The sequence below is a fragment of the Paenibacillus sp. EKM301P genome (assembly GCF_011800295.1).
Taxonomy (GTDB): domain Bacteria; phylum Bacillota; class Bacilli; order Paenibacillales; family Paenibacillaceae; genus Paenibacillus; species Paenibacillus polymyxa.
On sequence record NZ_JAALFM010000008.1, the window covers coordinates 144,013 to 159,522 of the forward strand.

At 47.0% G+C, this 15,510-nt stretch carries 16 protein-coding genes; 1 reads left to right on the forward strand and 15 read right to left on the reverse strand.

Features of this window, described 5'->3' with window-relative positions; translation table 11 throughout:
* Positions 1-49 precede the first annotated feature (49 nt).
* From cysT to HFD99_RS18905, 14 genes are all read right to left on the reverse strand, one after another.
* The gene (gene cysT, locus HFD99_RS18840; protein ID WP_016820376.1) at positions 50-883 is read right to left on the reverse strand and encodes a sulfate ABC transporter permease subunit CysT; all 834 of its coding nucleotides are present in this window, start codon (positions 881-883) and stop codon (positions 50-52) included.
* Positions 884-962: 79 nt separating this feature from the next.
* Positions 963-2,027: a sulfate ABC transporter substrate-binding protein gene (locus tag HFD99_RS18845; protein WP_025365876.1), complete on the reverse strand. Its 1,065-nt coding sequence runs from the start codon at positions 2,025-2,027 to the stop codon at positions 963-965.
* A gap of 366 nt (positions 2,028-2,393) precedes the next feature.
* Positions 2,394-3,077: a hypothetical protein gene (locus HFD99_RS18850; RefSeq protein WP_025365877.1), complete on the reverse strand. Its 684-nt coding sequence runs from the start codon at positions 3,075-3,077 to the stop codon at positions 2,394-2,396.
* A gap of 116 nt (positions 3,078-3,193) precedes the next feature.
* Positions 3,194-3,691 (reverse strand): hypothetical protein, encoded by a 498-nt coding sequence (locus HFD99_RS18855; protein WP_025365878.1) that lies wholly within the window; start codon positions 3,689-3,691, stop codon positions 3,194-3,196.
* Between the two features lie 60 nt (positions 3,692-3,751).
* Complete coding sequence (locus HFD99_RS18860) at positions 3,752-4,066, reverse strand: hypothetical protein (RefSeq protein ID WP_016820380.1); 315 nt, start codon at positions 4,064-4,066, stop codon at positions 3,752-3,754.
* A 145-nt stretch (positions 4,067-4,211) separates the two neighbouring features.
* Positions 4,212-5,402 carry an MFS transporter gene (locus tag HFD99_RS18865; protein ID WP_123797665.1) on the reverse strand — a complete coding sequence of 397 codons (1,191 nt, stop codon included), beginning with the start codon at positions 5,400-5,402 and terminating at the stop codon, positions 4,212-4,214.
* Between the two features lie 48 nt (positions 5,403-5,450).
* Positions 5,451-6,023 carry a TetR/AcrR family transcriptional regulator gene (locus HFD99_RS18870; RefSeq protein ID WP_017425574.1) on the reverse strand — a complete coding sequence of 191 codons (573 nt, stop codon included), beginning with the start codon at positions 6,021-6,023 and terminating at the stop codon, positions 5,451-5,453.
* 201 nt (positions 6,024-6,224) lie between these two features.
* Positions 6,225-7,526, reverse strand: a complete 1,302-nt coding sequence (locus HFD99_RS18875) for a pyrimidine-nucleoside phosphorylase (protein ID WP_019688661.1) — start codon at positions 7,524-7,526, stop codon at positions 6,225-6,227.
* A gap of 32 nt (positions 7,527-7,558) precedes the next feature.
* On the reverse strand, positions 7,559-8,266 hold the full coding sequence (gene deoD / locus HFD99_RS18880; protein WP_013373173.1) for a purine-nucleoside phosphorylase: 708 nt from the start codon (positions 8,264-8,266) through the stop codon (positions 7,559-7,561).
* Positions 8,267-8,356: 90 nt separating this feature from the next.
* The gene (deoB, locus tag HFD99_RS18885) at positions 8,357-9,541 is read right to left on the reverse strand and encodes a phosphopentomutase (RefSeq protein ID WP_180361613.1); all 1,185 of its coding nucleotides are present in this window, start codon (positions 9,539-9,541) and stop codon (positions 8,357-8,359) included.
* 29 nt (positions 9,542-9,570) lie between these two features.
* Complete coding sequence (locus HFD99_RS18890; protein ID WP_016820385.1) at positions 9,571-10,749, reverse strand: NupC/NupG family nucleoside CNT transporter; 1,179 nt, start codon at positions 10,747-10,749, stop codon at positions 9,571-9,573.
* Between the two features lie 75 nt (positions 10,750-10,824).
* A complete protein-coding gene (locus tag HFD99_RS18895; protein ID WP_016820386.1) occupies positions 10,825-11,220 on the reverse strand; it encodes a cytidine deaminase in 396 nt (131 codons plus the stop codon).
* Between the two features lie 30 nt (positions 11,221-11,250).
* Positions 11,251-11,913 (reverse strand): deoxyribose-phosphate aldolase, encoded by a 663-nt coding sequence (gene deoC, locus HFD99_RS18900; protein WP_016820387.1) that lies wholly within the window; start codon positions 11,911-11,913, stop codon positions 11,251-11,253.
* Between the two features lie 209 nt (positions 11,914-12,122).
* On the reverse strand, positions 12,123-13,058 hold the full coding sequence (locus HFD99_RS18905) for a sugar-binding transcriptional regulator (protein WP_017425578.1): 936 nt from the start codon (positions 13,056-13,058) through the stop codon (positions 12,123-12,125).
* 274 nt (positions 13,059-13,332) lie between these two features.
* Between HFD99_RS18905 and HFD99_RS18910 the strand changes: the two genes are divergently transcribed.
* A complete protein-coding gene (locus HFD99_RS18910) occupies positions 13,333-13,746 on the forward strand; it encodes a chemotaxis protein CheW (protein ID WP_025365882.1) in 414 nt (137 codons plus the stop codon).
* A gap of 56 nt (positions 13,747-13,802) precedes the next feature.
* On the opposite strand, the gene HFD99_RS18915 is transcribed toward HFD99_RS18910, so the two are convergent.
* Entirely contained in the window at positions 13,803-14,921 is a 1,119-nt protein-coding gene (locus tag HFD99_RS18915; RefSeq protein WP_017425580.1) for a slipin family protein, read from the reverse strand.
* Between the last annotated feature and the right edge of the window lie 589 nt (positions 14,922-15,510).

The window sequence follows — 15,510 nt, forward strand, 5'->3', positions numbered from 1 at the left end:
GTTAATGCGCAGGCCTCTGCTGTCTGCATGCTAACGTTAGACATTTGCGTTAGACTGCACGGCGCCGTGACCAGCGCTGAAAACTGTTAATCACGAATAACAGTACGAACGAAATGACCAACAGCATCAATGCCACCGCCGTAGCCCCTGCGTAGTCATTTTGCTCCAGCTTGGACATAATGAGCAGCGGAGCAATCTCGGTCTTCATCGGCATATTGCCAGAAATGAAGACGACAGATCCGTACTCGCCAATGCCGCGGGCAAAGGCAAGCGCAAAACCCGTCAGCAGCGGGGGTACCAGCTCCGGCACAATAACGCTGCGGAAGGTACGCCATCTGCCCGCTCCCAGCGTAGCAGCCACCTCTTCCTCATCCTTGTCCAGCTCCTCCAGCACCGGCTGAACTGTCCGTACGACGAACGGAATGCCAATAAACATCAACGCGAGCGTAATCCCTGTCTGTGAGTATGCCATTTTCCACCCAAGCGGTTCGAACAGTGAGCCGATCCAGCCGTTCTGTGCATATAGAGCGGTCAACGCAACCCCTGCCACCGCCGTGGGCAATGCAAAGGGCAGATCGATGACCGCATCAAACATTCGTTTCCCTGGAAACTCATAACGCACCAGTACCCAGGCGATCAATAAACCGAGAAACAGATCGATCAGCGCCGCGGCTGCGGCACACAAAAAGCTCACCTTGTAGGAAGCCAGCACTCTGGCATCCGTCGCCACGTCCCAAAATTTCTCCCACGTCAGCCCGGTTGAATTCAGGAGCAGTGCTGATAATGGCACCAGCACCACCAGACTGAGATACAGCACACTATAACCCATCGTTAACCCGAAACCGGGAAGTACGCGTTTTCGGGTGGCTTGCATTTGACTCATGTTCTGTCCATCCCTCTCTGCATCCTTTGACTATGGCACTCGCGCCAACTGATCCTCTCGCCTTTACACTTCACTTATGTTATGAACTACCAGGTACATAAATCTGGTCAAAAATCCCCTTGTCGCTAAAATGCTTTTGCTGTGTCTCTTTCCATGTCCCGAATACATCCTTCAAGGTTACAAGCTCCAGATTAGGAAATTGATCCTTGTACTTTGCCGTCACACTCTCTAATGTGGGGCGATAATAATTTTCGGCAGCAATGGTCTGCCCTTCTTCACTGTACAAATATTTCAGGTACGCGTCCGCCACCTCGCGTGTACCTTTTTTATCTACCACTTTATCGACCACCGCTACCGGAGGTTCAGCCAAAATACTGATCGACGGATATACGATATCGAATTTATCCGCACCTAGCTCCTTCACAGACAGCAGTGCTTCATTTTCCCAAGCGATCAGCACATCGCCAATTCCACGCTCTACGAAAGTCGTCGTCGCTCCACGCGCTCCGCTATCCAATACCGGCACATGCTTATACAGCTCCTGTACAAACTGCTGGGCTTTGGCTTCATCGTTGTTGTTCTTTTTGAGCGCATAGGCCCAGGCTGCAAGATAGTTCCAGCGGGCTCCACCCGAGGTTTTAGGGTTCGGTGTAATGACCTGTACATCGCCGCGGACTAGATCATCCCAGTCCTTGATCCCCTTCGGGTTCCCTTTACGTACCAATAACACGATGGTTGAGGTGTATGGGGAACTGTTATGCTCATATTTACTTTGCCATCCTTCTTTAACAAGCCCTTTCTCCTGTAACGCATCAATATCATAGCCCAGGGCCAATGTAACCACGTCTGCATCCAGCCCGTCCTGCACAGAGCGGCTTTGCTTGCCAGATCCCCCGTGGGATTGCTTGATTGTAACCTTCTGTCCTTTCTCCTTCTCCCAATGGGCGGCAAACGCTTTATTATATGCCTCATACAACTCACGGGTCGGATCATAAGAAACATTGAGCAACTCCACGTCCTTGGAGCCGGAAGCAGAGCTACCATCCGCTTGCGTCCCTTCCTTGCTTGCCCCGCAAGCACTTAGCACCATCGTTAAAACCAAAGATAGTCCGAGAATAAGTCCAGTTTTATAATTCCTCTTCATCAAGACACCCCTCATTCTATGTAATTTGTAAATACCCATTCATTTACGCCTGTTATTTACAGACATAATCAAAAAAAAGGGCGGAGAATTCCCTGATGCAGCCCTGATAGGTCAAACCTGTCGCTTGGACAGTGTCTGCCTGCTGTTCCTAGAGGTTCTCCGCCAGAATGGCGAGGTTATACTTTAACACTTTAATTCCTACCTGTTTAATGAGTTATATGGATATAATACGAGAGTTTATGAGGGATGTCAAACCTTTTTTTGGAATGGGATGATCTATAAATCGCTTTCTTCAAGGGGGGACAGTCAGAAACATTGTATACGTTTCCGACCGCCTAGAGGGCATGGGCACACGTGGAATACGACTTAGTTGGCTACCGTTTCAAGATTGATCGAAAAGACTCCAAAATGCTTCGGATTGTCCGTAGCTCTTCTCAGCCACAGCTCACCCGATCCCACCATAACTCCCTGATAATTAACAAACAACTCATCTGTCTTTTGGTTCACTAGCGCTTCACGAATCGCGTCCGTAAAAATCTGATCATATTTAGCCAGAAAATCTTTTTTGTTCGGAATCGTTAGCGACTTTTCACTATCATTGACACGCAGAGGGTACAAAATAAAATTGGCTACCTTCTCCTTATCATTGTCGGCAACAGCCTTCTGCAACGCTTTGAATGTGTTCAAAAATGCTTTAGGATCTTGAATACCTGCTACCTCAAAAGGATTTTGAGATGTATTGGAGGCTGCCGGAGCAGAAGATGTATCCTTTGAAGGAGCTGGGACGGAAGGAGCTGACTTTTTCGCATCAGTACCGCTGTTTTCTGCACTCTCGCTCTCTTTAGCTGCTTTGTCATTTTGTGCTGAACCGCTCTGATTGCCTCCAGCACTGTTCTCGATCATGCTTGTACTGCTTCCAGCATCACTCGGTTCAGCATTATTATCCTGGCCGCAGCCAGTAAGAGCTACAAATGTAAGTGTAAGTAAAATGGCTGTAAGTGACAGCCTCCGTGACATTTTGTGATTATCGGATTCATGTTTTTTGGGCACAACGGGTCATCCTTTCTGCTTTCTACTCTGACCTATTCTGTTCATTAAGTCTTCAACCGTTCTATTGTAACATAAGTAGACTAATGACCGCATGTCGTGCCCATTCTGGAAGGAGCTTACAGTGTAATATATGCGAAGGTTTTGATGTCTCCTCGTGATCCGTCGTCCGTACTTACTTTCAAAATCAGCTCTTTCAAGGAGCCATTTGCAGCCTCATTCTGCCCCTCTGGCTTGATAAACAGCAGATCGTGGCGTTCTCCCGGCTGTAACGTTCGGCTAGAAAACCCGCTCGTTGTGCCTTGCAAGTCTGATCCATTCGAACTGTTGAGCTTGTATCGTACGGGTTGCTTTCCTGTATTCTTGATACTGATATACAGCTTGCGCCCCTCTTCAAATCTAAATTCTGTTTGTCCTTGTCCTCCGAATTGCATTCTTTGGTCATGTACGATACGCTTCGCTGTTTCCCCTTGCTTATTCTGCATGCTAAGCGGAGCTGTCTGGTGCGTTGCACCCCCCGTTGATGTATAGGTGTTCGTTGGAACGCTCATATTGGCCAAAGCGACATAGCCTACGATCACCCCCGCCACACCCATCCAAACCCATTTTTCCACCATTTCATGTCCCTCCTTCACAAAATATACTGAAGCTATGCTGTATGAAGTCATTTGTCACCGTCAGGAAAACAGGCTGGACGCCGCATGCTTTAATACTCTTCCAGCCTCAGGCGTGCATTGGTACTGGTAAAAGGTTCCGGCTGTGTAGGCAATGGAATGCTTTCCCCTTATTTCCTCATAGGAGTGCGTGGACAGCAAAAAAGGATTCAATTGCTGTAACAATTTCTCGAACAAAACATCCTTGTCGGCGACTCCATTGTCATCCTCAGTTACCCAGTTATGTACGCCTAGCATAAATGTATCTGCCCGTTCCATAGCATAATCAATCAGTCTTTCATAAGCTGTCCCACGAACATCGCTGTATAATCGGAACATGTCTCTCCTCCTCTGTGCTGTCCTGCACCCTAACAATAAAAAAAGCCAAACTCATATCTATTATGAGTCTGGCTGTCATATTTTTCAAACTTGTTCAAAGGAATCCATACGGTGGCTCTCTATCTAGATCATCCATATTAGTAGATTACACGTTCAACGTGTTACGAGACTTTTTCTTATCCAGCACACTATACACCACAAAGATAATTAAATAAGCCGCAATCAGCAAAGTGGAAAATAGATACATTGTTTTATAAGAGGTTAATCCGGCAATCATCCCTAGAATCAAAGAACCGCCACCAATCCCTAAATCAAAAAAATTATAAAAGGAGCCTACAGCATCCTCTCGCTCATCTTCTCCGACTACACTGATAGCCCAAGCCTGTAAAGCTGGAAAAATAGCGCCAAAACTCAAACCATACAGCACAGCAGCAACCAAAAATTGTAGCTCGGTCCGTGATGAAGCCACCAAAACGATGGCGACGATAAGCACAATTCCTGCGGGGATCAAGATATAAGCTGGACCTTTAGTATCAAAAATCCTACCGGACACCAGCCGAACGAGGAAGCTTGCCATTGCCACCGTAAAGAAGAACCAGGCCGCATTGTTAAAACCCTGCTCCTTGGCAAATAAGGCCACGAAAGACATCACTCCCCCTGCCACCACGCCAATTAGCAGCACAAGACCAGATTGCAGCAGCACTCTTTTTTCAAATAATTTAAAGGGAACCTTCTTTTTGTCCTTTGCTGTATCTGCCGTCGTGGGGTTCGCAGAACGGCGACGAACCAATATGCTCATCACAAGCGACAGCAGCAAAATTATAGCCCCCGTGGAAAATAGCCCGCTAAATCCTGCCGCGCGAAGCATCCATATGCCGAGCAGGGGGCCGACTGAAATCGCTACGGTTTCACCTACGCCAAAGTAGCCCATTCCTTCCCCCATACGATGAGGAGGCAGATCATCTGAGGCTGAGGTGGCATACAATGTGCTCGCAATACCGAATCCAAAACCATGTACTAGCCGAAAGACTAACAGCAATACCAAACTGGTGGAAAGCATGTAGCTTCCTGTTGCCAGCATACAAATCACAACTCCAATAATCAGTACATATTTCTTGTCCAAAAGCTGGATCAGTGTGCCGGAGAATGGACGAATCAATATAGCTGAGCACATAAACACGCCTGTCACCAAGCCAATCTGTGATGGACTGCCGCCAAGACTTTCCACAAACAGTGGCAACGTGGGCATAAGCATTTCAAATGCCATAAATAATAGAGCGTTGGATATCATCAAAAATATAAAATTTCTGGACCAAAAGGTTTCTTTCACAGACACAGCTCTCTTCCCCCAATACAATCATATTTACTTTAAAGGCTTAGATGATCAGACCTGAACCAAGCCGTGCCAGTAAATATCCCAGGAGCTTTCCAGACGCGGATCAAAACCAGCGGTGCCGTTGTACACCAGTTCTACCAGCATCCCTTCAATCAAATTCATATAGGCTATAGTGGCAGATTGAACTGGAACACGAAGCTTAACCGACGTTTCGGCTGCCAGCCGCTCATATACCAAGCTGGTTTTGTGCTGTACATAGCGTGTAACCAAAGCCTGAACCTGGTTTTCCAGCGCAGATGGAATCAGAAATCCGACATACAGAATCAATCGCAGATTCATGGCACTCTCATAGCGTTCTTTGAATTCAATAATCAATCCTCGCAGTACAGCTTCAAGTGATTGTTCAGCTTGAGCTTGAAAATAACGATCCAGCTCCAAAATCTCTTGGTCTACCGCGTCCGCAAATATGTCTAAGAACAAATCGTCTTTGCTTTTAAAATGAGCATAAATAGACTGCTTTTTGATTCCTACCTCATCAGCAATCAATTGTAGGGAGGCGGCATCGTATCCCTTTCTCGCAAATTGCTTTAGGCTTGCTGTTTTAATTTTCTGTAGTGTCATGTGTTCCCTCCAATTACCTTACGAACGGTCGTCAGTTTATAAATTTAGTATAGTTCCCTCACTAGAAATTGACAACCGCTTTTTTAATTCCACCGCTCAGTTGCCTGAGCTAAGAACAAAAAAAGCCGGAAGCCCTCTAATGTAAGGGCTCCGGCTCTATAACTATTGATCTGCTAACGCCTTATACTATACAGCTACAGCTTACTCTGTCACCGTTCCATAGATCAGCACAGGTGCTTCCGCATGATCCGCAATACGGATGTTTGCGTAGATTTTCTCCAGCACTTGATCTACGTCTTCACGGTTGGCATGGATAGTAACCAGCGAATCGCCTTTTTGAACTGCATCGCCGACTTTTTTGTTCAGCATCAAGCCGACAGCCAAATCGATCTCGGATTCTTTGGTCGCACGACCTGCTCCCAGCAGCATCGCAGCGGTACCGATTTCGTCAGCCACGATTTCAGCTACCACGCCGTCCTGCTTTGCAGGTACTTCAATAAGATACTGCGCCTGTGGCAACCGTTCTGGATGATCCACTACAGAAGCGTCGCCGCCCTGATTTGCAATAAACTCTTTGAATTTCTCCAGTGCTTTGCCGTTACGAATGACCTCTTTGAGCTTCTCTTCAGCGTCTTCGAGAGAGTCTGCTTTCCCGGCCAAAAATACCATCTGACTGCCCAAAGCCATACACAACTCTTCCAGATCTTTGGGGCCTTCGCCGCGCAATGTATCAATTGCTTCTTTAACTTCCAGCGAGTTCCCGATGGCCAGCCCCAACGGTTGGCTCATGTCGGAAATAACCGCCATAGTCTTGCGACCCACATTGTTCCCGATGCTTACCATGGCATGTGCCAGTTCTTTGGCATCTTCTACTGTTTTCATGAATGCCCCCGCACCTGTCTTGACATCCAGTACGATGGCATCAGAGCCGGCAGCGATTTTCTTACTCATAATCGAGCTGGCAATCAGCGGAATCGAATTTACCGTTGCTGTAACATCACGCAAAGCATACAATTTTTTATCCGCAGGAGTTAGGTTGCCACTTTGTCCGACGACCGCAATTTTGCTGCGATTCACCAAATCTACGAATTCATCCTTAGTGATCTCTACGTGAAAGCCTGCAATGGCCTCCAGCTTGTCGATCGTTCCGCCCGTGTGCCCAAGGCCGCGACCTGACATTTTCGCTACTGGAATGTCTAAGGCTGCTACAAGCGGAGCCAGTACCAGTGTGGTCGTATCACCCACACCACCAGTGGAGTGCTTATCTACCTTTACACCTTCAATTGCGGACAAATCAATCGTATCTCCTGAATGAACCATTGCCATGGTCAAATCAGCACGTTCCCGTTCGTTCATATCTTTGAAGAAAATAGACATCGCCAATGCACTGACCTGATAATCAGGAATTTCACCCTGAGTATAGCCTTGGATAATAAAGTTAATTTCCTCAGTGCTCAGTTCTTTTCCGTCACGTTTTTTTTCAATCAAGTCTACCATTCTCATATGTCATTTCTCCTCACTGTGCGTATGATCGTTTACAGGGATACTGCTGTATCCAGTGCAACTTCCATCATTTCTTTAAACGTGGTTTGCCGTTCTTCTGCCGTCGTTTCTTCACCTGTCAGCAAATGATCACTTACCGTCAGAATGGTCAGTGCGTTTACACCAAACTTGGCTGCTAGCGTGTATAAAGCCGAAGTCTCCATCTCCACACCCAGCACGCCGTATTCCATCAGCTTTTGTACCACTGATTTGTCATCACGGTAGAAGCTGTCTGAGCTGAATACGTTGCCGACATGCATGTTCAAGCCTTTGGCAACACCGCGATCATAAGCGCCCTTTAAGAGAGGGAAGCTGGCAATCGGTGAGAAATCATAGCCGCCAAAGATATGGCGGTTCATGCCGGAATCTGTACAGGATGCCTGTGCCAAAATGACGTCACGAACGTGCACATGCTCCTTCATTCCGCCGCAAGTACCCACACGGAACAAGTTTTTCACACCATACTCGCTAATCAGTTCGTTGACATAAATACTGATGGAAGGCAGCCCCATCCCGGTTCCCTGTACAGACAGACGTTTGCCTTGGTACGTTCCCGTGAATCCGAGCATTCCGCGTACCTCGTTGTAGCAGGTCACGTCCTCCAGATACGTTTCAGCGATAAATTTTGCCCGTAGCGGGTCTCCTGGTAGCAAAATCGTTTCTGCAATTTCTCCAGGTTTGGCTCCAATGTGTACACTCATGTTTTTATTCCTCCGTCCCATTTGTCCGTGCTCATATTGTTACTCATATCGTTACTAATCATCCTGCCTGCACTCTTGCTGGCGTCTAGATTACTGAAGCTCTGCCAAAAAGCTAGTTCCGTGTTCAGGCAGTTTTACACCAAAGTTATCCGCTACGGTCGCCCCAATATCCGCAAACGTCTTGCGAACCGCCAGTTCCTTGCCTCCAGCAGCAAAACGAGGGGAATATGCCAGCAAAGGCACATATTCGCGAGTATGATCCGTTCCGCGATATGTTGGGTCATTCCCATGGTCTGCGGTGATGATCAGCAGATCGTCATCATTCATTTTGGCGAATACCTCGGGCAGACGGGCATCGTAATCGTCCAAGGCTTGACCGTACCCCTGCGGATCACGGCGGTGGCCGTATACAGCATCAAAGTCCACCAAATTTAAGAAGCTTAATCCGGTGAATTCCTCGTCCAGCGTAGCCACCAGCTTATCCATGCCGTCCATGTTGGACACTGTGCGCACTGCTTTCGTTACACCCTCGCCGTCATAAATGTCAGAGATTTTACCCAAGGCGATTACATCCAGACCTGCATCCTTCAGCTCGTTCATTGTGGTACGACCAAATGGCTTGAGCGCATAGTCATGTCGATTGGAGGTACGAGAGAAGTTCCCTGCTTCACCTACGAACGGACGGGCAATAATGCGACCCAGCATGTACGGATCTTCCAGCGTGATTTTACGACAGAACTCACAAATCTCATAGAGCTCCTTCAAAGGTACAACTTCCTCGTGTGCCGCAATTTGCAACACTGAATCTGCTGAGGTATAGATGATGAGTGCACCTGTTTTGACGTGTTCTTCGCCCAGTTCGTCAATGATTTCCGTGCCACTGGCTGGCTTGTTGCCAATAACTTTACGACCTGTATGCTCCTCAATGCGCTGGATCAGCTCATCTGGAAACCCATCCGGGAATACACGGAAAGGAACTGCAATATTCAACCCCATGATTTCCCAATGACCTGTCATTGTGTCCTTGCCGTTGGAGGCTTCCTGCATTTTGGTGTAATATGCGAGTGGCTTATCGGCCACCGGTACCCCTTCTATGGAACGAATGTTGGACAGACCGAGCTTACCCATATTCGGCATGTTCAGACCGCCGCGTTCGCGCGCAATATGACCGAGTGTATCTACATCATAATCATCAAACTGGGCAGCATCCGGTGCTTCGCCGATACCAACCGAGTCCATAACGACCAAGTGAATCCGTTTAAATTTAGACATCATAAAAATCCTTTCCTGATTCGCTGTTTTTTTTACAAAAACAACCCTGCAATCGTTGCCGACAGCACGCTAACCAGCGTCGCTCCGTACAACAGCTTCAGACCAAAACGGGCCACTACATTTCCCTGTTTTTCATGCAGACCCTTCACAGCCCCAGAAATGATACCAATGGATGAGAAGTTTGCAAAAGATACGAGGAATACCGATACGATTCCGACCGTACGCTCGGACAAGCCTGTTTGTTTGGTCAGATCCAGCATGGCCACAAATTCGTTGGATACGAGCTTGGTAGCCATAATGCTGCCCGCCTGCACTGCCTCATTCCACGGAATCCCCATAACAAAGGCGAACGGTGCAAACACATAGCCAAGCAGCGCCTGAAAGCTGATCCCAAACAACCAGGAGAAAATACCGTTAACCATGGCAATCAGCGCCACAAAACCGATCAGCATCGCAGCTACCGTAATAGCAACCTTGAAACCGTCCATAATATATTCCCCGAGCATTTCGAAGAAGGACTGCTTCTCTTCCTCTTGAACCTCCAGTAAATCGTCTTCCTTCTCAATCTTGTACGGATTAATAATGGAAGCGATAATAAAGCCGCCAAACAGGTTCAGCACCAATGCGGTAACCACATATTTGGGGTTCAACATTTGCATGTAGGCTCCCACAATCGACATGGACACCGTAGACATCGCAGATGCACACAATGTATACAGCCGATGTTTTGGCAGCAGACCAATTTGTTTCTTAACGGAAATAAACACCTCGGATTGACCCAAGATAGCCGAAGCTACAGCGTTGTAGGATTCCAGTTTACCCATTCCGTTTACTTTGCTCAAGACAAGCCCGATATATTTAATAATAAAAGGAAGCACTTTTACATATTGTAAAATCCCGATCAGTGCGGATATGAACACGATTGGCAGCAGTACACCGATAAAGAACGGTGCTGCTCCTTCATTCGCAATTCCGCCAAAAACGAAGTTAATCCCTTCCATAGCATAACCAATCAGACTATTAAAACCTTTTGCAAAACCTTTGACTAGAATTTCACCAATCTCTGTATTCAGCAATACGAAAGCAAGCGCTGCTTGCAGAACAACCATAACTATCAGCGGACGATACCTGATTTTACGCTTGTCACTGCTGGCAACGTAAGTAAGTGCAAATACAACGAGCAATCCCACCAAAGCGATTACATATTTCATTTCAATTCCCCCTCATTACATTAAGCGCTTACATTGCCCATAAAAAGAATGCGCCCCAAAGAGGCATTCTTTTTTTTATTTCCCCAGATCCGCAGGTCGAAAGGCACCCGGCAGTAATTGATCCACCGTCCACTCTTCCGTATTGCCATGAAGGTTTGTCAGATAAATTTTGGTATCTTGATGAGCAAATTCGGAAATGACCTGACGACAGGCCCCACATGGAGACACAGGTCCTTCCGTATCAGCTGCTACCGCAATCGAATCAATTTTTCGGCAGCCTTCGGATACCATTTTGAAAATCGCTGTCCGCTCTGCACAATTACATAAGCCGTAGGAGGCGTTTTCCACATTGCATCCGTGATAAATCGTGCCATCGCTCCCAAGAACCGCAGCACCCACTTGAAAATTCGAATACGGAACATATGCCTGATTACGCGCCTCAAGCGCTTTCTGAATCAATTGATCCTTCATCGCGAATCCCTCCATGACTTTAAAATAAACTTAGTAGGAAGATGTTGATTGCTCGCCCTCGATGATTTTCACACCGGAACTTGCACCGATCCGACTTGCGCCAGCTTCTACTAATTTTTGTACGTCCTCCAGGCTGCGTACGCCGCCAGAAGCTTTAACACCAATATCAGGTCCTACTGTTTTGCGCATCAACGCTACGTCTTCCACAGTAGCTCCACCTGTAGAGAAACCCGTCGAAGTTTTCACAAAATTTGCTCCGGCTTTGACGGACAGCTCACACGCCAGTACCTTCTCTTCGTCTGTCAGCAGGCAGGTTTCAATAATTACTTTTACCAGTGTACCCGCAGCCGCTTCCACAACCGCACGGATATCCTGCTCGACAAGCTGTACATCGCGCGCCTTCAAAGCGCCTATGTTAATTACCATATCAATTTCAGTTGCACCGTTAGCAATAGCATCTTTGGTTTCAAACGCTTTCGTTGCCGATGTATTGGCTCCCAGTGGAAATCCGATAACCGTACAGATAGCCACGCCTGTGCCTGCAAGCTGTTCGGCTGCATAAGCTACCCACGCCGGATTCACACATACGGAAGCAAACTGGTATTTTTTTGCCTCAGCAGTCAGTTTTGTAATTTCATCCTTCGTCGCATCTGCACGCAACAATGTATGGTCGATTAATGCTGCAATGTTCATATCTAAAGGCTCCTTCATTTAATAAATAGTGTGAAGAAAATGAATCGATTATTTCTCTGTGATGAGACCATCATAGCACGGCTCTGAACATATGTAAAACACATTTTGAAATTATGTTCACGCTTGTACACAGGCCGTTCACCTACAATTCATGTTACCCTGTAGGCACACTCCGTAACCATGTTTAATTGAATTGAGCTCCACAGGTTCTATTGCAAAAGTGCTTGTGCTGTAAACTGATCCGTCACCAAGATATTCGCATACTTGCCACGCAGTGATGCCCGAATGGCCTCTACTTTGCGCTGGCCTCCAGCTACAAGGATGGACTTCTCCTTCTTTCGCAGCTCAGGTAAATCAATTCCAACGGTGCGGCTGTTGATTTCCTGACTGCATATGTTGCCCTCATCGTCAAAAAAGCGCGAGCAAATATCGCCCTTGCCGATTTTTTGCAGCAGCTTCTGCTCTTCATGGTTAAAATAGCCTAATCGGAACAGCAGCGCATCCTCCTTGACCGTCCCCACCGTAAACACCGCAATGTTCGCCTGCTTGCCAAGTTCAATGATACGCTGGATATGCCGATCCTCCTCGACCATTTTCTTAACAGCTTGACTGTCGAAAATTACAGGCAGCGGCAAATACCGAGCTATGGTGTTAAAGGCTTCTGCGAACAAATTTACGGTTTCCACGGCATAAGTGTTGACATGTGAATGGCTTACGCCTCCTTTGAGCTGAACTACCTCAACTCCCTTGACCTGCTTTTGCTGGAGATGAAGCGCCACCGCATGCATGGTTGTTCCCCATGTCACTCCAATAATATCAGCATCCTGTACCGTTTCATGCAAATAATCGGCTGCTTTTTTGCTAATATGCTTCTTGATCTCCTGATATTCATTTAATGGCGAATAACAGACCAGCACGGTATCCAGCCCGTATTTCTTTTTCACCTGCTCTCCGAGCGCGTCCATATCCTCCATGGGGTCCACAATACTGATCCGCACGTATCCCTGTTCCTTGGCAGCCTGAAGTAACCGCGATACCGTAGGCCGCGAAACTCCGAGTCTGACCGCGATATCCTGCTGGCTATAGTCGTTCAGATAGTATAATCTGGCTGCCTCGATACTTAACCGCTGCTTTTCATGATCCATTCTACCTCAACCCGCTTATCTTAAAATGTAGTGCATCGGACACGACCTCAGCTCCAAACACTATATATGAAGGGAAATTCGAAGCCACGCCTTGTCCGGTTGGTTGTTATTTTGGAAGATTTAACTGCTCGTTTGTGATATTCTGTGATTAACTAAAACCATTTACCGCATCCTCCACTTTATCGTTCCGTCTGTTAAAACGCAATAGTTAACCCAATTTATCGCTAGTTCACAACTTGTGATGGACTTATCTGAATATGTAAGGAGAATTGTTATGTCTGAATATATTGTGTGCAGTCTGGCGGACAAGAAGTTCGCGTTAAACTTTCTGGAAGTCGAAGAAGTCATGAATGCCAAAAAAGGGACACCGCTCCCCTTTTCCGAGGCGTGGCATGAAGGAATGGTGACCATTCGTGGCGATGTATTTACAATCCTTAACCTACGCAAGAAACTGTTTCTCCCCGCATCAAGCGACTCCTCCGAGGACAAAATGATTTTGCTCAGTCGTGCGAAGATTGCCCTGCTTGTCGATCAGGTGGAGGATACGGCATCTGCTGAAGACAGTCAGCTACAAAGCAATGAGGATGAATGGCAACGCGAATTGTTTCCTACTGTGATGGAGCATCGGGGTACTCTCATTCCGGTGATCGATATGGACGCTTTTCTCGCATCCACCAAGACGAACTAAAAAAATACTCCCGAACCTTGAGCCAGCTTGCACTCATCGTTCGGGAGTATTTTCCGTTATTGGAGTCCCTGCCCCTCTTTCATATGAACCAACGTGTTTAGCTGCTCCAGCAGCGTATTTCCGCCAGTCAGCGATATCGTACCAATCTTCTCGCAGATTTTTTCCATGAATTCCAGCTCTTTGAGACGATAGAGGGTGGCGTTTTCGTCCATCAGCTTGGCCGTATTGAGCAAACTACGAGTGGATGCCGTCTCTTCACGTCGTGTGATGAGGTTGGCTTGTGCCTTCTTCTCTGCCAATAGCACCGTATTCAGAATATCCTTGATATCCCCCGGCAAAATAATATCCTTCACCCCTGCGGATGTAAAAGTAACCCCATATTCACCGCTCTGCTCATTCAGTCGTGTCAAGACATATTCCGCGATCTCCTGCTTCATTTTCAGCAAATCATCCAGCTTCATTGTGCCCACGTATTCACGCAGCAGCAGTTGAAGCATAATGTATATTTGTTCCTCGTATGCTCTGAATTCCAACGCCCGTAGCGGCTCAATGATCCGGTACTGACAGACGAAGTTAAGACGCAGCGTGATTTTGTCTTCAGTCATGATTTCCTGCCCCATCAGGTCCATCTGCTGCTGTCGCATATCTAATGTTTTGATCTCTGTATTCACCGTGGACAACCAGAAATAATATTTGCCTGGTTTCAGTTCACCTTGCAGCACATTATCGTAATACAAAAAGCCCAATTCATGACTGGCCACCTGAAGGGCTTTCCAGAAGCCCGGTGTCTTGGACAAGAATGCTTGCCCCAAAGCCTTATCAATGGCAGGCTGCCGGGTATCTGCACGAACAAAACGATGCTCCTTGAGCATGTTCCAAAATGCATATTTCCCGGCTGTCAGCAGCTCTACAAACCGATTATCCTCATAATGCAGCACATATTCATGATCCTCTACATCGATGACAGTCAATTGCTCCAGCAATAGAGGATCTGTCAAAAACAAACGAATATCATGATCTGGTACAAAAAATGATTCGGCTACATTCAAAATTTCAACAGCTTCCTGCTGAAATGTCTTCAATAGGTAGGTACCTGGGAGCAACAACTTGTGGTAGCTTCCTTTTTTGAACAACAGTCCGCGCTCATCGGCTTTAATCGTTATCTTCTTAAACATCGTATCACTCCTAGTATTTAAAATCCTCAACTTAAAAATAGGCTTCTTCGTATGTATGGCGGCTCCGCTTATTCGCACGTTGAGTTAAAACACATTTTTAAAATGAGGATTTTTTATTTTTATCTGTTGTAGTGGGTTAGTGACCCTTGCAGAGCATCCCTCCGTGTGGAGGGCGGGGCCAAGCTTAAGGAAAAAGAAAGGAGCCGCCTGTTCCCGTGTTTCGGGGATGGAATTCACCAGCCCAACATCGACTGTGAATCCGTATTCCTGTAGCCTCGGGTCCTGTCGGCGCTTGCTCTCTCCGGTATCCGCTGACCGCATAGCCATCGCTCCGGCATCTGTCATCAAGACCAGACATGGGATACTCTTATCGGGGTCTTTTCAGTGTTTTATTCGTCCATTCGAATACTCTACCAAAAGTCGCTTGGAAGGCGATTGGGAATCGAACCCTAATTGTTGGTGGATACATCAGATTTACAGGATACCTGATCCGATTAGGGCAGGCACTGCGGGACCTTTGGAAATCCTCGCCTCGGTAATATCTTCCTGTATCAGCCTTTATCATTATTGCGCACCCTTGCACTCACGA